The sequence below is a fragment of the Holdemanella hominis genome (assembly GCF_014306155.1).
Lineage (GTDB): Bacteria > Bacillota_I > Bacilli_A > Erysipelotrichales > Erysipelotrichaceae > Holdemanella > Holdemanella hominis.
The window spans coordinates 1-16,858 of the sequence record NZ_JACRWH010000023.1; the positions used below are offsets into that span (position 1 = coordinate 1).

Genomic DNA, 16,858 nt, shown 5'->3' on the forward strand with positions numbered 1-16,858 from the left:
GATAATAGGCCACATATTTCAACCTGTATGTCAACAAAAAAATTCAAATTTTCCATAAAAAAAAGAGGAGCACATTTTTTGTGTTCCCCTCAAAACCGTCATTTCTTAACTTAATGACATTGGGTTTTGCACCCTTTTTTTTTGCACCCTTTTGTACTTCTAACTTCTTGTTTTTATAAATTTTATTTTCAGATTAACCGCTTCTAAAACAATAACTTATTTATTACTAATATATAACCAAAACTTTCATTGCACAAACAACCTAGGAAAAGAAAAAAAGTGTCATAAGACACTTTATCATTATTTACGGTTTGCGTTTACCGATTTCATGATTTGACGAATCTGTGCTTCACTAGGTTTACGTCCCATTTGTAAGAACATTGCACGAATCATCTTTTCATTAATAGGTGGATTTTCTTTAATTTCTTTTTCAAACTTCTTACGAGTGAAGTAGAAAGTAACCAAGCCACCAATGATGGCTCCCACTATCGTATAAAAAATTGATACACCCATATTTTAGTCAACCTCACTATCTACTCATCTATTTTACTATCTTTTTGGTGTTTTGACAATATGAATTGACCACTATATTCCGTTAAAATAACGGAAACAAAGATCAAAAGTCCCCCTAAAATCATAATTGGACTTTTCTCTTCATGCAACAATAAAAATCCAAATACATTCGCAAATAAGGATTCTGTACACAAAAGAACACTCGCACTTGATGCATCTGTATATTTTTGTGCCAAAGTCTGAAGTTGAAATGCCAAGAACGTTGCTACTATGATCATATAAGCACAACTCATGTACGCATGTGCAGTGATTGTTTGTGGTATCGTCTCTAAACTTAAGGCTAGTGGAATCGAAAGGATAGCCGCAACACTCATTTGTACAGCATTGATCGCAATTGAATTCGAATTTTCTGTCGCATACTCTAAAGATATGATGTGACACGCAAAGAAGAAGGCACATGCTAAAGATAGACTATCGCCAAAACTAAATGAGAAATACCCTTTAGATAAGCTTAGGCAGGCAATTCCTGCAAGACAAACAACACTTGCCGCAAGTTGACGATTGCTCGGTTTATTTTTCCATAATAGCCATACAATATAGGGTACAAGAACGACGTTGACAGCTGTTAAAAAGGCATTTTGACCTGTATTCGTTAAGAATAAGCCAAAGGTTTGAAACGCAAAAGCAAAGTACATTAAAACACCTGAAATACTTCCACGAAATAAGGCTTCCCTAGAAATCTTTACACGACTGACTAAACATACAATAATACTAACGATGCTAGCGCCAATAAAACGAATCATTAAAACAGTAAAAGGATCAAATGTTTGCAAAGCTGCATCGGTCGCAATAAAACCGCCACCCCAAATGGCCGCAACCAAAAGACATACTAAATTAGCTTGTTGTTTACTCATGCTTTTTCCTCATCAAATAAAGAGGGTTGTTCAAAATCATCTTGTTTGACCCAAGAACCATCCGTAATATTTTCAAGTGGTGAGACCCACTCAAACTTGTCTACTTTGCCTAGTGGTGAAGAGAATGTGGATTGGGCATTCATCAAACTGATTTCTTTGGCCTCAAAGCGCATAATATCTTCTGCATAAATTTCAAATGGTGTATTTAAATCAACCATATGTACATTTAATATCACATTCGGATTGGACTTCACTAACTTACAAATACGATTTCCTTTCGCCGGACGATTTAATGCCGCAATCTCCGTTTGTTTCATACGCTTTAAAGAAAGGGTTGTCGTAGAAACTAAGACTTGTTCCTCACGATTTTGACTAACACAAATAGAAGCTATGCAATCATCCTTTGATAGATTCATCGCCTTCACACCTTTGGATTTATTTGAAACCAACGGAATTTGTTCAACCGGATACATCAAGCCATAGCCTTGTTCACTTACCAGAATGACGTGATCATCTGGTTTATAAGATAAAGATACATTAATCATTTCGTCCATAGCCCCAATCTTCATACATGCCATTGTTTTATTAGAACGTGAAACTTCAAATTCTTTTAATTCGGTACGCTTGATCATACCATGACGACTTGCACTTATAACATGAACTCCTGTTTTAAAGGAATCCAATACATAGGCTGCGATAATTTTTTCACTTGAATCCATCTTAATATAATTTGAGATATGACCACCCAAATCTTTCCATTTTGCCTCTTCAATCTGATAAACCGGAATATATCCATATGTACCACGGTTTGTGAAGAAAACTAATGTCTGTAATGTATGACTCGCTCCGTAACAAACTAATGAATCTGTATCTTTTCGTTGTGTCATGGATTCACTAGAAGCATTATAGCTTCGCATAGATACACGCTTGATATAGCCATCACGCGTAATTGTGATCATACATTCTTCTTTGGAGATCATAGCCTTTTCATCAATTACGATTTCTTTCACTTCATGTACAATATCCGAAAGACGAGGTGTATTAAATTCTTCATTCACCTTTTCTAATTCTTCCACCATGACTTTATGAAGTTCATTCTTATTTGAAATGATTTTTTCTAATTGGACAATGTCACATTGTAGTTGTTTAAATTCTGCCTTTAATTCTTTAACATCTGTATTTGTTAAACGATATAAGCGCATTACGACAATAGCTTCTGCTTGTTTTTCTGTAAAGTCAAAACGTTCAATCAAATTCTTTTTGGCGTGGGCCTTATCTTTTGATTTACGAATGATACGAATGATCTCATCCATTACACTTACAGCTTTGATCAAGCCTTCTAATATGTGTGCACGATCTTTTTTAGAGGCTAAATCATATTTACTTCTACGAATCACTACATCTTCTCTATGGTTGATAAAGGCATCTAACATCATGGCTAATGACATTTGTACGGGTGCCTTGTTCACAATCGCAATGACGTTGTAATTGTATGATATTTGAAGATCTGTATTTTTATATAAATAGTTTAAGATCTGTTCATCATTACTATCTTTTTTAAGATCCACGACAATTCTTAATCCCGTACGATCACTTTCGTCACGCACATCTAAAATGCCATCGATTTTTTTATTTAAACGAATCTCATCAATTTTCTTTACCAAGTTCGACTTGATTACTTCATAAGGAATCTCATGAATCACAATTTGTTTAATTGTACGTGTTGGTACAATTTCCACTTTAGAACGAATTAAAATACGTCCACGACCTGTTTTAAAGGCTTGTTTGATTCCGTCAAGTCCCATCACGATGCCGCCTGTAGGAAAGTCAGGACCTTTCACAAACTGCATCAATTCTTCTAATGAACAATCGGGGTGTGAAATACGATAAATACTTGCTTGTACAACCTCATTTAAATTGTGAGGTGGAATATTTGTGGCATATCCAGCTGCAATACCTGTAATACCATTGACTAATAAGTTAGGAAAGCGTGCTGGAAGTACAGTTGGTTCCATCTTCTCATCGGAAAAGTTGGGTGCCCATTCCACTGTATCTTTATCAATGTCCTGCAACAAAAAATCACTAATTTTGGCTAAACGCGCTTCTGTATAACGCATCGCAGCCGCCGGATCGTCATCGATAGATCCATTGTTTCCTTGCATGTCAATTAAAGGATTAGTAATCTTCCAATTTTGTGACATACGAACCATCGCATTATATACAGAGCTATCCCCATGAGGGTGATAGTTACCAATGACGTTACCGACTGTTTTTGCGGATTTATGATATGGCTTGTTGTAAGTATTCCCATCTTCATACATCGCATATAAAATACGTCTTTGTACTGGCTTTAAGCCATCTCTTGCATCTGGTAAAGCACGCTCTTGAATAATATATTTAGAATACCTGGCGAAACGATCGGCCATGATATCTTCTAAAGAATTCTTTAAAACATTATGTTTTACTTCTTTTTCTTTCACGCATTTACCTCCTTATAATCATCTTCTAGAGTAAATACAACATTGTCTTCGATCCAATTACGGCGAAGCTCTGCCTTATCTCCCATTAATTCAGTCACTCTTTTTTCAGCCATCATCGCATTTTCAATGGTCACACAAAGTAAAGTTCTTGATTCAGGATTCATTGTGGTATCCCAAAGCTGAGTGGCATTCATTTCACCAAGACCTTTATATCGTGTAATGGTGTAACCATTTTTTAATTCGTTTTTTTTCTCATCTAATTCTTCATTTGTATATAAATAGTATTCTTTACCCGCCTTGGCAATCCGATATAGTGGTGGCAAGGCAATATACAACATTTCATGCGTAATTAAATCACGCATATAACGATAGAAGAATGTCAATAATAAGTTTTGAATGTGAGCTCCATCATCATCGGCATCGGTCATGATAATGACTTTATAGTAGTTTGAATCTTCAGCCGTAAAATTTGCACCTACACCAGCACCTAAAGCATGAATAATGGTATTTAATTCTTCATTCTTTTCGATAGCTTCAAGACTTGCCTTTTCTGTATTCAATACTTTACCACGCAAAGGAAGAATCGCTTGGTATTTTGAATCACGGCCCTGTTTTGCAGAACCACCCGCAGAATCTCCTTCGACTAGATATAATTCTTTTCTTCTGGCATCCTTACTTTGAGCCGATGCCAACTTTCCAGATAACACTCTTTCCGAACGATTTTTTCCTTTTCCATTACGAATATCGGCACGTGCTTTTCTTGCGGCATTACGAGCTTGAGCTGCCTTGATGATCTTACGTACTAGAGCATTGGCAACCTCTTTATTTTCTTCCAAGAAGTAACGAAGGTTTTCCGACACCACCGTTTCTGTTGCTGGCTTAGCTTCTGGAGTACCTAACTTTTCTTTGGTTTGCCCTTCAAATTGTAGATAATCTTCTGGAATTGTCAGATTGATGACTAATGTCAAACCTTCTCTGACATCATTCCCTTCAAATCCTTTATCTTTTTCTTTTAAGAAACCATTCTTACGAGCATATTCATTAAAGACTTTCGTAAAAGCTTGTTTCGCACCTGTTTCATGAGATCCGCCATCACGCGTACGAACCATGTTTGTGAATGAGAAAATGTTCTCTTGATATTCATCTGTATATTGGAAACATCCTTCTACAATGATCTGGTTACTTTCACCTCTAAAACTAATTGGATCATGCATTGGTGTATGATCTTGATTTACTTCTTCAATAAAGGCTTTTAATCCATCTTCATATTGGTAAACGACTTCTCTTTCCTCTTTTCGCTTATCGCGTACAATCATTTTTAACCCTTTTAATAAGAAAGCATCTTCTTGGGCTCGTTCACAAATGGTTGAATATGAAAAGTGAACCGATTTAAAAATAGATGGATCCGGTTTAAAGGAAACAATACTTCCGGTATGATTGGTTTTTCCTACTTTTTCAAGTTTTCCAATCTTACTTCCCCCGTTTTCAAAAGTCATACTCCATACATCTTTTCCATCATGTACCATAACTTTGCACCATGTACAAAGAGCGTTCACAACACTTGCACCTACACCATGCAAACCTCCAGCACTTGTATAGCCTCCATGACTTGTAAATTTACCACCAGCATGCAGAATGGTAAAAATAACTTGAAGTGTACTCACCCCTGATTTATGTTTTCCAACAGGCATTCCACGCCCGTGGTCTTCTACTGTAACACTGCCATCTTTTTCTAGTATAATTGTGATTTCATCGCCATAGCCATTTAAAGCTTCATCAATCGCATTATCGACAATTTCCCATACTAGATGATGCAGACCTTTTGAATCGGTAGATCCAATATACATTCCTGGACGCTTTCTTACGGCATCCAAACCTTCTAAAATAACGATACTACTTTCATCATATTGTTGTTTTGGCATACTATCCCTACTTTCCAACGTAATTTTTATTATATCAACAAATCAAAAAAAGTGCACATAAATTCCGTCAAATCCATCTCATTATACGCGCCGTATAGACACTATACATGTACATTTCAGGCATTTAACATACCTCATACTTAAACTATTTCAAGAGTTCCCATCATACTTTCTTGATTGTACATAAATTCATTAAAGTGAGTTTCAATGCTCATTTTTGAATATATATTTTAAATCCACACTATTTATGTCAAATTATTAATTTTTCCATACAATTCTCGACTAAGTGGATCAAAACTGCTAAAATAAATTTCGAGGTAGAAGAGATGAAAACTATTTTATGTATTTTTTTAGGTTACTTATTAGGATCTTTACCCTTCGCATTGATCATTGGTAAAGTTTTCTATCATACAGACATTCGCCAATATGGCTCAGGAAATCTAGGTGGAACGAACGCAGGAAGAGTTCTTGGAAAAAGAGCGGGAATTTCTGTCATTGTGTTTGATGTATTAAAAGTTGTTCTTGCGATTGCGATCGCAACACTAGTATCGAAAGTTGCTGGTATCTGGACAGGACTTGCCTGCTGCATCGGACATTGTTATCCAGTCTTCGCAAAATTCCATGGAGGAAAAGCTGTTAGTACAATGTTCGGCTTCTTGTTTTCTACAAGCATCTTCTTATTTCAAGACGCAAGCTACTTACTTGTACCATTTGGCATGTTTCTAGTTGTCCTATATCTATTTAAATATGTATCTTTGGCCAGTATGTGTGCAGCCATCGCAAGCAGCTTATATATTACGGCATTGATGCTAGGATTCAACGTGGAAAGCATTTCAGTTATTGTCGCAAGCTGGCTAATGACAGTTCTTGTGATTTACAGACATCGTACAAACATTGAAAAAATCAAAAAGGGTACAGAAAATACAATTTCATGGTTATAGAAAGTTTTTTAAGAAACTTTCTTTTTTTTATGTCTTTTTCACATTGGAATCGTATCATAGTATGTATGAACTATTTATACTACGAATACAAATCCAGTACTGTTTGCACTGTTAAAGAAGATGAAAAGTTATACTACAAGAGTTTAAGCACGCAAAATTATTTAAACGAAAAATGCTTATTAAATGGATCCACCCTTAAAGGAAGACAAGAAGCCTTTGTGTATCAAATGAAAGTTAAAAAATATATTCCTGTTGTTGTATCCATTTCAAGAAAGGAGATCTACTTTCCCAACAAATCGAAAAAAGCACATGACTGTATCTGGATCAATTATGCCAATATTAAAGACGTCACTTACTTTGAGTCCACTTGCACAATCACATTTCATGATGGTTCCAAACTCGATTGTGAGCATCCTAAACGAATTCAACAAACGCTAAAACAAATTTTCCGCTACCTAAATAAAAATACACCGGATTAACCGGTGTATTAGTGGCAACCTCCACCACATGATGAACAATCATGTGAACAACTTGATTGTTGCATTTGTTCTTCATGACGAAGTGTATTTACGCCAAGACCCTCAATACATACTCTGGCATTATCGGCTAAATTCGATACTTCCACAATTGTACATGCTGGGAATGGTTCATCGACAAAGTTTTTGAATGTATTCAAGAATGCTTCTTTATCCTCGATATTCTTTAAATACACAGTGAACTTCACAACATGGTGAAGCTGTAAACCATAGTTTGATAAAACATCAATCACCTTATTGATAGCTGTAATTGTCTGTTCCTGAATGCTTTCACCAAGTCCATTCTGACCACTTAAATAAAAGAAGTCTCCTAATTGAACCATATTTGAAACACAAGATGTTCCCTCTTGTTTTCCTGCTGATTTTAAAAATATATTCATAGTACTAAATTCCTTTCTTCTCCTATTATATAGAATCTACGCCATCTTCTAAAGTGTTTTGCACTAAAATTTCTCTAGGCTTACTTCCTCTTGCAGGACCAATGATACCATTTGCCTCTAAAACATCCATCAATCTTGCCGCTCTAGAATAACCCACAGAGAACTTTCTTTGAATCAAAGACGTACTTGCCTTTCTAGATGCAATCACAAAACGCTTCACTTCCTCATACAAAGGATCGGCCGTAACATTTCCCGCTTCATTTCCTTGATTTTGTAAATCTTTTAATTGAATAAAGGCATCATCATATTTTGGTCTTGCCTGCGATTTCACAAATGCACAAATGTTATTAACTTCTTCATCCTTAATAAAGACCCCCTGGATACGACGAGGACTCGTCTCACCATTTGGTAAATACAACATATCTCCATTTCCTAGTAAACGCTCTGCTCCAGCTTGATCCAAAATCGTTCTTGAATCGACAGCTTGTGATACCGCAAACGCAATACGACTTGGAATATTTGCCTTAATAACACCTGTAATGACATCCACACTCGGTCTTTGTGTGGCAACAATCAAATGAATACCTGCGGCACGAGCAAGTTGTGTAATTCTTTGAATACTTGCTTCAACTTCTTTAGCTGCCACCAACATCAAGTCGGCTAACTCATCAATAATAATCACAATACGAGGCAATACTTTTAAATGATCATTCTCATGATTTTTGACATACTCATTATATGCCGTAATATTACGAACACCTAATTCACCAAACAAGTCATAACGACGGTCCATCATTTCTACAATGACCTTTAATGCCTTATTGGCAAGATCACCATCCGTAATCACTGGTGATAATAAATGTGGTACATCATTATATGGAGTAAACTCTACTTTTTTAGGATCAATCAAAACTAATTTTACTTCATCTGGCTTTGTTCGCATTAAAATAGAAGAAATAATCGCATTGACACAAACCGATTTACCACTACCCGTAGCTCCTGCAATCAATAAGTGTGGCATACGATTTAATTCCCCATAGACATTATTTCCCATTAAGTCTTTTCCTAAACAGAAAAGTAACTTTTTATCTTTCATCGAATCCGGTATTGTACGCATCAAATCCTTCATCTGAACACTTGTCTTTTCAACATTTGGAATTTCGATTCCAACACTTGCCTTACCCGGGATTGGTGCTTCAATACGAATATCCTTAGCCGCAAGCCCCATCTTGATATCATTTTGTAAGTTACTGATTTTATTCACACGAACACCAAGTTCTGGCTTGATTTCAAATTTTGTGACACTTGGACCAATATGAATCTGTACAAGCTTAGCCTCCACACCAAATTCATGTAAGATCTCAATCAGTTTTTCACCTTTTTCCTTCGCTGTAGTTACATTCGCGTTGGATCTTGATTTTCTTTCCATATCCTCTAAAACATTTAATTTTGGAAGCTTATAGTTTTTAAAACCTGAATTTTCATCCGCAACATAATGTTTAGGTTCAACCCTTTCTACAATACCCTCATTGACAACAGGAACTTCTTTTTTGGTCTCTACAGGACTCGGTTCATCATCCACATCCACCATAAAGCTTGGCTTTCTAGGTTCTAAATCACCAATAATCAAAGGCTCATCCATTTCTTTTTCTTCATTCACAGCATCTGGTTGTAATGGTTTTACAGGATCGGCATTAATAATTTGAAAACTCGATTCATTTGTATCTACATCTTCAAAAATAAAGTTTTTACGATCAATCGAAACAGGTGTTTCCTTGATTGGAGCACTCTTCATTACTTTTTTAGGTTTTCTTTCAAAACCTACAATTTTTTCATAACCAAGCATTAAGATAGCTAGCACAAAAAACAGTAGTACCATGACATAGGTTCCAGAATAATCGAATAATGACTGAAAAAGACATAGCAACAAAGCTCCTGCTAATCCAGAATATATTTTCAAATGACCTGTAATAATATTACCGGCATTTTCCATAATATATTTTAAGCCATAGCTACCTGGGTGTGGTTTAAACTCTATAATTGAAGAAATCAAACTTAAGCCAAGTGCCAAAAATAAGATTCCAAACATATAACGCTTACGAATCACAGGCTGTTCCTTATGGAAAATAAGAACGGCACACAAGGTAGCATTCAAAATAAATAATCCATTTGTTAAAGCTCCAAATAAGAATTCAAAGAAATGTTTTAAAAAAGCTCCTACAATGCCAAATTCTAAAACGACAATAAAACTAATACATATCATACAAATAAGGAAACACAAACGAAATAAGTTTGAGTGCAACCAAGACGTTTGTGTTTTCTTTTTCGTAGATTTTCTTCGTGTTGTTTTTTTTCTGGCTTTTGCCATACTTACCCCACTTTCTACTTATTTAAGTTTATTTCTAAAATAACCGGTAAAATCATCGGTCTTTTTGCGGTTTGTTTATAAAGATATTTAGAAACCTTATCACGAATCAAGTTCCGCGTTTCTAAATTGTCATACGTTTTATTTTCAACCGCCTCGTTGATCGTATCTTCCATAATTTTAGCTACATCACCCGTGATGTATTCTGCATCACGCAAATAGATCAATCCACGACTTTGTACATCTGGACCATTAATGATTTTCTTTGTCTTTGCGTTGATACCAATTGCTAAAATCATGACACCATCCGTACTCAAAGTTTCACGATCTTTTAATACGACACCCGCCATATCCCAATTTTCTTTTCCATCGATCATTGTTTCATGGAGCTCTAATTCTATGGCGCAAGAAACCAATTTACGATTTTCAAAAGTGGCAACCTGTCCATTATCTAAAATGATAATGCGGCTTGGATCATATCCCATTTCACCCGCAATCTGTGAATTCATGTGCAACAAACGATATTCCCCTTTGATTGGAATATAGTATTTTGGTTTTGTAAGGAAGATCATCATTTTCAAATCCTCTTTACTAGGGTGCATACTCAAAACATTCTTATCTAAGACGATGATTTCACCCTCTTTTTTGTACATGTCATTTTCCATGCTCTTGAATTCATTTTCAACACCAGGTACAACTGGACTTGCGACCACAATGACATCATCCTGATCAAACACAATAGATTCTAATTCATTGTTGGCAATGTTGTTGATAGTTTTGAATAAAGATTTACCTTGCCCTGAAATGATTACGACAACATCTTTCATTGAGTTATCAAAATCAGCTGGATCAATCACTAAAGAAGGATCCATCTCATACCCAATTTCTTTTAATCGTCCTACTAAATCACGTAATTCTTTTGAATAGAATACCATCTTACGACGACTTGCCATACAACAATCAATGATTTCCTGAATACGATATACACTTTGTGTATACACACTCACAAAGACACGCTTATTTTCATGTGTTTCTAAAACCTGTAAAAGCTTAGGGGAAATACGATGACTCGGAGAAGTGTGTCCACTTCTTTCTGCCCCTTTACTTTCCTGCAACAAAACCAATACACCTTCGTTACCAAGTTCTGAAATCGTTGTGAAATCAGCACGATATGCATCATCTAAATCATCATAGTCTTCAATAAATTCACCAGAATATACAATATAGCCTTGATTTGTACCAATCGCTAAACCAAATGTTCCTGGATACGCATGCGTAATTGGGAAGAAAACAACTCTTCTTTTGCCGATACGCTTTTTGTCATTACGCTTTACAGAATGTACACGCACACCTGTAATATGTTCCTGACGAATCATTTTCTGTACTTCTTTTACAGCTAATGGAGCGGTATAAACATCACAAGGGACTTGTTTTAATAAATATGGTAAAGCTCCCATTACGTCATCATGACCATGCGTAATAAAAATACCCACAACACGATTTTTATTTTCAACTAAATACGTAAAATCCTGAATAATAAACTCGATACCTAATGACTCCTTGTTGTCAGGAAACTTGATACCCGCCTCTATTACATAGATGGATTCATCCACCTCCACACAGAATAAATTTTTACCATCTTCATCTAAACCACCAAGGGCAAAGATACGGATTTTTTCAGTTAATGAAGGAATTTTTTCTTCTTTCATATTATCTCCTTTTAAATAGTATTATTTTTCTAAATTATATCACACCGCAACGCCATCTAAAGAGAAACTTTTCGCCTCTGTAATTTTAACTTCTACAAAATCTCCAGGCTGAATATTTTCACCTTTAAAGTTAACTAATTTTTGGGTGTCTGTATATCCAGAATATACCTTTTCATTCTTCTTACTTAAGCCATCCACTAATACGGTAACAGTACGACCAACATAAGCTTTATTCTTTTCTAAAGCCAAATCATTCCATGTTTTATTTAATTTCGCTAAACGCTTTCTCTTTGTCTCCATATCAATCGAGTCATGCATACGACTAGCTGGTGTACCAGGTCTTGCTGAGAAAATAAATGTAAAGGCATTATCGTATTTACAATAACGAACCACATCTAGAGTGTGTTCAAACTGCTCATCGGTTTCATTTGGGAAACCAACAATGATATCTGTTGAAACAGAAACATTTGGAATTGTATTGACAATCTTATCATATAAAGCTAAGTATGATTCTTTTGTATAACGACGACCCATTAACTTAAGTACATCATCATCTCCTGATTGTAGTGGCAAATGAATAAATGGCATGATATTGTCATATTTTGCGATTATATCAATCATTTCTTCAGAGAAATCCCAAGGGTGACTTGTTGTAAAACGAACACGAGGAATGCCAATTTTAGCAACTTCTTCTAATAATGTTGCAAAATCCTGTTCATTATCCATATCTTTTCCATACGCATTTACGTTTTGTCCAAGCAATGTGATTTCCTTATAACCCTCATTCTTAAGTTGTTGAACCTCTTTTAAGATTTCAGACATCTTACGTGAACGCTGTTTACCACGAGTATAAGGAACAATACAATATGTACAGAATTTGTCACAACCATACATAATATTGACCCAAGCCTTGAATGTTCCAAAACGGTGTACCGGTAGATTTTCGTAAACCTCTCCTTCTTTAGAGTAAATCTTTACAACTTTTTTACCCTCAACCATACAACTATAAAGCATGCTAGGAAGCTCTTGAATATTGTGTGTTCCAAACAATAAGCGAACTTGAGGATATTTCGTTAATAAAGTTTCAACTAAACCTTCCTCTTGTGCCATACATCCACAAACACCAATCACAAGATCTTTGTTTTCGCGATATAAACGTTTGAAGTTACCAATCTCACCCAATACTTTTTCTTCCGCATTTTGACGAATTGCACAAGTATTGATAATTATGACATCACTGCCTTCAGCCGTTTCATTAGGTACAAATCCTAGTTCATCTAAAATACCAGCCAATGTTTCACTATCACGCTCATTAGCCTGGCAGCCATATGTAGAAATAAAATATTTTTTTCCTCTTCCCATCATACGAGCCGCTTCAGGAATATTAAATGTATCAATACGATCTATTGTATTTGTAGTACGCTTTTGTGCTTCTTTTAAATCGGGTAATACCCATCCTGGTTTTTGTTTCATGTGATCTCCTTTCGAAAAAAAATGCCAAGCACTAAGCTTGGCAAATGTGTTAAAATTTGAATTACTGGTTGATTGCTCCAACAGGGCAAGTTCCTACGCATGAACCGCAGTCGATGCAAGTTCCTTCGTCACAAACTGATTTTCCTTCATCGTCTAATGAAAGAGCTCCTACAGGGCATCCTCCTACACAAGCACCACATCCGATGCAAGCATCTTTATCGATATTTACTGCCATTGTTATTTCCTCCTTGTTTATTAATTTATACTCAAATTATAACTATAACCAAGTAGTGAATCAAGACAGTTTAGTAAGTGTAGGCTTACCGTAATTCATTTACCAAACTAAAAAATTGAAGTCGGGACTAAAGCCCGACATTTTTATTTTGCGTATTCCTGGGCACGTGTCTCACGAATAACATTAACTTTGATTTGACCTGGATATGTCAATTCAGATTCAATCTTATCACGAATATCACGAGCTAATTTTACACAAGTCAAGTCATCCACGTGTTCTGGATTTACAAGTACACGAATTTCACGACCTGCCTGAATCGCAAACGCATTTGAAACACCCTCAAATCCATTTGCAATTTTCTCTAAGTTTTCAAGACGGTTGATATAAGCCTGAGCACTTTCTTTACGTGCACCAGGTCTTGCAGCACTAATTGTATCTGCTGCGATAACCAAATGACTAGTCAAGAACTTAGGTTCTACATCCCCATGGTGTGAGTGGATCGCATTTAACACAATTTCTTTTTCACCATGCTTCTTACAGAACTTGTATCCCAATTCAACATGAGATCCATCTTGCTGCTCAATATTCAATGCCTTACCAATATCGTGCAACAATCCAGCACGTTTGGCAATTTGCTGATTCAATCCAAGTTCAGCTGCCATGCATCCAGCGATATAGGCAACTTCCATAGAATGCTGCAAAGCATTTTGTCCATAAGAATAACGATATTTTAATGTACCAATCAATTTTACAATTTCACGATCAATACGACCAATCCCCAATTTAAAGATAGCTTCCTCACCAGCCTTCATGATCTCTTGATCAATTTCATTCTGGTATTTCTTAACAACATCTTCAATTCGTCCCGGTTGAATTCTTCCATCACGAATCAAGTGTTCCAAAGCTAAACGAGCCACTTCACGACGTACTGGATTAAAACATGTAATTGTAATCAAATCTGGAGTATCATCGATGTTTAATTCAACACCTGTTGCCTGTTCAAAACAACGAATATTACGTCCTTCACGACCAATGATACGTCCCTTCATTTCTTCACCAGGTAAAGAAACAACACTGACTGTCTTTTCTTGAGTTTCCTGCTGAGACATACGCTCAATAGCTAAGGCAATGATATTCTGCGCTTTTTCATTGGCAGTAGCCTTTGCCTCATCCTCTTTATCTTTGATATACGCAATTGTTTCATGTTCCATTTTCTTTTCCACAATCGCAAATAATTCATCTTTTGCTGCCTGGCTTGACATTTTGGCAACACTTTCTAAAACGACAACTTGTTTGTCGATTTCTTCTTGTAATTTCTTCTCTTTTTCGTCTAATGATGTCAGTTTGTCAGCAACACTTTTCATCTTTTCATTAATCTGACGCTCTTTTTGATTTAACGCTTCATCACGAAAATTCAAGTTATCTTCTCTACGCAATAACTTGTTCTCTAATTCCATTGATTCTTGTTTACGTTCTTTAATTTCTTTTTCAGCTTCTACGCGCAAATCATGAGCCTGTGTCTTTCCGTCTAACACAGCTTGTTTTACACGTGATTCCGCTTCATTTTGAGCTTCTTTTAAAATCTGTTCTGCTTTTTGCTGATTCTTATTTAAACCTGCTTTGGAAAGTCCGACCATACAGCCAGATCCAATCGCAAGACCTGCGACACCAGACAAAACGATCCATAGTACATCCATACTATTTCCTCCTTTTCGTCCTTTGTTCTAGGTAAAACCAAAAATATTATACACGAAAACAGGTATAAAGTCTATCAACTCAACATCCAAAATAAAAGATGTTTGCCTAGACAAACATCTTATAATAAAGCACGAATCGCAAAGAAGATCAAAACAAATGCACCTAATACAATTCGATACCATCCAAATACTTTGAAATCGTGTTTTTTTATGTATGACATTAAGAAGCGAATCACAAAAATAGATACAAAAAATGCCACAACCATACCAATCACTAGAATAAAGAATTCTAGAACACTAAACGCAAACCCAAATTTCACCAACTTCAATAGACTCGCTCCAAACATAACTGGAATCGCTAAGAAAAAAGTAAATTCTGCAGCTACTGCACGACCAACACCAATCATCAATCCACCAACAATTGTAGCCCCTGATCTTGAAGTTCCTGGAAGTACAGCTGCCACAACTTGAAACAAGCCAATAATCAATGCATCTTTATAAGATAAAGCAGATAAACTATTTACACTAGGACACATATCTTTATTACGGTTTTCAATATAAATAAACGCAACACCCACTAAAATCAACATAATCGCTACGACAAAGCCATTATATAAGTGTGCATCGATCCAATCATCCAATGCCAAACCAATAATTGCCGCAGGAATTGTAGCTACTAAAATCTTAGACCATAAGATCCAGATAGATTTCACAGAAGTATATTTTCCTTCTTTATTTTTTCTAAATGGGAAAATTTTATTCCAGTATAAAACAACAACCGCAAGAATGGCCCCTAACTGGATTACGACAAGAAACATACCCCAGAATGATTTTGATACATTCATAGGCATGATTTCTTCTAATAAAATCATATGTCCTGTTGAACTAATTGGAAGCCATTCGGTAATCCCCTCAACAATACCATACAATATCGATTTTAAAATCTCGATCATACTATCCTCCATACTACAGAAAAAGCCAGGAAATCCTGGCTACATTTTTACTTTTCAACGATTTGTTTGCCGTTGTATTCGCCACAAGAGCACATCTTGTGAGCAAGTTTATATTCACCACAATTTGGACAACGAGTCAACGCTGGTTTCACCAATTTGTAATGTGTTCTACGTTTTGCTTTACGTGTCTTTGAATTTCTTCTCTGTTGAACTGCCATGCTTGCACCTCCTAGTCATCATCCAGTTTGAAATCATTTAGTTTTTCCCATCGTGGATCAATTTTTGGCTCTTCTTTATCTTGATCCGATAAAAGCTGCCAACCATCTCCCTTTGGATATTGATCTCGAGGTAAACGAGTGATACTCATTGGAGCCTCATATAATATCGCCTGGAAAATCTCTGGGTTAATATCGATTGTCTCTTTTTTCACCACGATAATTTCCTGATCTTCTGCATCCTGTACAGGAACAAAAGAATACGTTTGTTGCGACTCCGCCTCAAATGGAAAATCAATATCTTCGTTTGTGATGGAATCTAGAACAATCATCGTTCCATCCATTCTCAAATCACTCGATACGAAATTCATTCCGTCAAACTCTAATGTACCCGTAACATGTACATCTGGAATAGACTTGACAGAAGTATGATGAAGCAGATCGTTTTCTTCAACCGCAATCCACTCATCAATTTCAATAATATGGTTTTTTGCATTTAAGAAGTCTTTTCTATTAAATTTCACG

15 protein-coding genes are annotated in these 16,858 nt (G+C 35.9%); 2 read left to right on the top strand and 13 right to left on the bottom strand.

What is annotated here, in order from left to right; all coding sequences use genetic code 11:
• Nucleotides 1-300: 300 nt before the first annotated feature.
• The 4 genes from H8911_RS06575 to parE are packed head-to-tail and all read right to left on the bottom strand — an operon-like array spanning nt 301 to nt 5,829.
• Complete coding sequence (locus H8911_RS06575; RefSeq protein ID WP_003864166.1) at nt 301-513, bottom strand: YneF family protein; 213 nt, start codon at nt 511-513, stop codon at nt 301-303.
• Between the two features lie 20 nt (nt 514-533).
• Complete coding sequence (locus tag H8911_RS06580) at nt 534-1,427, bottom strand: DMT family transporter (RefSeq protein WP_186999085.1); 894 nt, start codon at nt 1,425-1,427, stop codon at nt 534-536.
• Nucleotides 1,424-3,907 carry a DNA topoisomerase IV subunit A gene (parC, locus tag H8911_RS06585; RefSeq protein WP_186999086.1) on the bottom strand — a complete coding sequence of 828 codons (2,484 nt, stop codon included), beginning with the start codon at nt 3,905-3,907 and terminating at the stop codon, nt 1,424-1,426. Before parC ends, H8911_RS06580 begins: the two co-directional genes overlap by 4 nt.
• The gene (gene parE / locus H8911_RS06590) at nt 3,904-5,829 is read right to left on the bottom strand and encodes a DNA topoisomerase IV subunit B (RefSeq protein ID WP_186999087.1); all 1,926 of its coding nucleotides are present in this window, start codon (nt 5,827-5,829) and stop codon (nt 3,904-3,906) included. The genes parC and parE overlap by 4 nt, the downstream gene beginning before the upstream one ends.
• Nucleotides 5,830-6,155: 326 nt before the next feature.
• On the opposite strand from parE, the gene plsY reads away from it, so the two are divergent.
• The gene (gene plsY / locus H8911_RS06595) at nt 6,156-6,770 is read left to right on the top strand and encodes a glycerol-3-phosphate 1-O-acyltransferase PlsY (protein WP_186999088.1); all 615 of its coding nucleotides are present in this window, start codon (nt 6,156-6,158) and stop codon (nt 6,768-6,770) included.
• Between the two features lie 65 nt (nt 6,771-6,835).
• Nucleotides 6,836-7,249: a competence protein ComK gene (locus H8911_RS06600; protein ID WP_158567625.1), complete on the top strand. Its 414-nt coding sequence runs from the start codon at nt 6,836-6,838 to the stop codon at nt 7,247-7,249.
• 8 nt (nt 7,250-7,257) lie between these two features.
• Here the strand turns inward: H8911_RS06600 and H8911_RS06605 are convergent, their stop codons facing one another.
• The 9 genes from H8911_RS06605 to H8911_RS12935 form a co-directional block, all read right to left on the bottom strand.
• The gene (locus H8911_RS06605) at nt 7,258-7,686 is read right to left on the bottom strand and encodes a RidA family protein (RefSeq protein WP_186999089.1); all 429 of its coding nucleotides are present in this window, start codon (nt 7,684-7,686) and stop codon (nt 7,258-7,260) included.
• 25 nt (nt 7,687-7,711) lie between these two features.
• Nucleotides 7,712-10,054, bottom strand: coding sequence for a DNA translocase FtsK (locus H8911_RS06610; protein ID WP_186999090.1), 2,343 nt, complete (start codon nt 10,052-10,054; stop codon nt 7,712-7,714).
• Nucleotides 10,055-10,068: 14 nt separating this feature from the next.
• Nucleotides 10,069-11,760 (bottom strand): ribonuclease J, encoded by a 1,692-nt coding sequence (locus H8911_RS06615; protein WP_117926072.1) that lies wholly within the window; start codon nt 11,758-11,760, stop codon nt 10,069-10,071.
• A gap of 39 nt (nt 11,761-11,799) precedes the next feature.
• Nucleotides 11,800-13,233, bottom strand: a complete 1,434-nt coding sequence (gene miaB / locus H8911_RS06620) for a tRNA (N6-isopentenyl adenosine(37)-C2)-methylthiotransferase MiaB (RefSeq protein ID WP_186999091.1) — start codon at nt 13,231-13,233, stop codon at nt 11,800-11,802.
• Between the two features lie 61 nt (nt 13,234-13,294).
• Nucleotides 13,295-13,468 carry a 4Fe-4S binding protein gene (locus H8911_RS06625; protein ID WP_040466055.1) on the bottom strand — a complete coding sequence of 58 codons (174 nt, stop codon included), beginning with the start codon at nt 13,466-13,468 and terminating at the stop codon, nt 13,295-13,297.
• 143 nt (nt 13,469-13,611) lie between these two features.
• Nucleotides 13,612-15,165 (bottom strand): ribonuclease Y, encoded by a 1,554-nt coding sequence (gene rny / locus H8911_RS06630; RefSeq protein ID WP_186999092.1) that lies wholly within the window; start codon nt 15,163-15,165, stop codon nt 13,612-13,614.
• Between the two features lie 119 nt (nt 15,166-15,284).
• Nucleotides 15,285-16,118: an undecaprenyl-diphosphate phosphatase gene (locus H8911_RS06635; RefSeq protein WP_117926065.1), complete on the bottom strand. Its 834-nt coding sequence runs from the start codon at nt 16,116-16,118 to the stop codon at nt 15,285-15,287.
• Nucleotides 16,119-16,165: 47 nt separating this feature from the next.
• Nucleotides 16,166-16,336 carry a 50S ribosomal protein L32 gene (rpmF, locus tag H8911_RS06640; protein ID WP_003864180.1) on the bottom strand — a complete coding sequence of 57 codons (171 nt, stop codon included), beginning with the start codon at nt 16,334-16,336 and terminating at the stop codon, nt 16,166-16,168.
• 11 nt (nt 16,337-16,347) lie between these two features.
• A complete protein-coding gene (locus tag H8911_RS12935; protein ID WP_117926063.1) occupies nt 16,348-16,857 on the bottom strand; it encodes a YceD family protein in 510 nt (169 codons plus the stop codon).
• Nucleotide 16,858 lies beyond the last annotated feature (1 nt).

Bases quoted from the DNA above. Each gene is read 5' to 3' on its own strand.
- H8911_RS06575 (WP_003864166.1), bottom strand. From the start codon at position 513: ATGGGTGTATCAATTTTTTATACGATAGTGGGAGCCATCATTGGTGGC.
- H8911_RS06580 (WP_186999085.1), bottom strand. From the start codon at position 1,427: ATGAGTAAACAACAAGCTAATTTAGTATGTCTTTTGGTTGCGGCCATT.
- parE (WP_186999087.1), bottom strand. From the start codon at position 5,829: ATGCCAAAACAACAATATGATGAAAGTAGTATCGTTATTTTAGAAGGT.
- plsY (WP_186999088.1), top strand. From the start codon at position 6,156: ATGAAAACTATTTTATGTATTTTTTTAGGTTACTTATTAGGATCTTTA.
- H8911_RS06600 (WP_158567625.1), top strand. From the start codon at position 6,836: ATGAACTATTTATACTACGAATACAAATCCAGTACTGTTTGCACTGTT.
- H8911_RS06605 (WP_186999089.1), bottom strand. From the start codon at position 7,686: ATGAATATATTTTTAAAATCAGCAGGAAAACAAGAGGGAACATCTTGT.
- H8911_RS06610 (WP_186999090.1), bottom strand. From the start codon at position 10,054: ATGGCAAAAGCCAGAAAAAAAACAACACGAAGAAAATCTACGAAAAAG.
- H8911_RS06615 (WP_117926072.1), bottom strand. From the start codon at position 11,760: ATGAAAGAAGAAAAAATTCCTTCATTAACTGAAAAAATCCGTATCTTT.
- miaB (WP_186999091.1), bottom strand. From the start codon at position 13,233: ATGAAACAAAAACCAGGATGGGTATTACCCGATTTAAAAGAAGCACAA.
- H8911_RS06625 (WP_040466055.1), bottom strand. From the start codon at position 13,468: ATGGCAGTAAATATCGATAAAGATGCTTGCATCGGATGTGGTGCTTGT.
- rny (WP_186999092.1), bottom strand. From the start codon at position 15,165: ATGGATGTACTATGGATCGTTTTGTCTGGTGTCGCAGGTCTTGCGATT.
- H8911_RS06635 (WP_117926065.1), bottom strand. From the start codon at position 16,118: ATGATCGAGATTTTAAAATCGATATTGTATGGTATTGTTGAGGGGATT.
- rpmF (WP_003864180.1), bottom strand. From the start codon at position 16,336: ATGGCAGTTCAACAGAGAAGAAATTCAAAGACACGTAAAGCAAAACGT.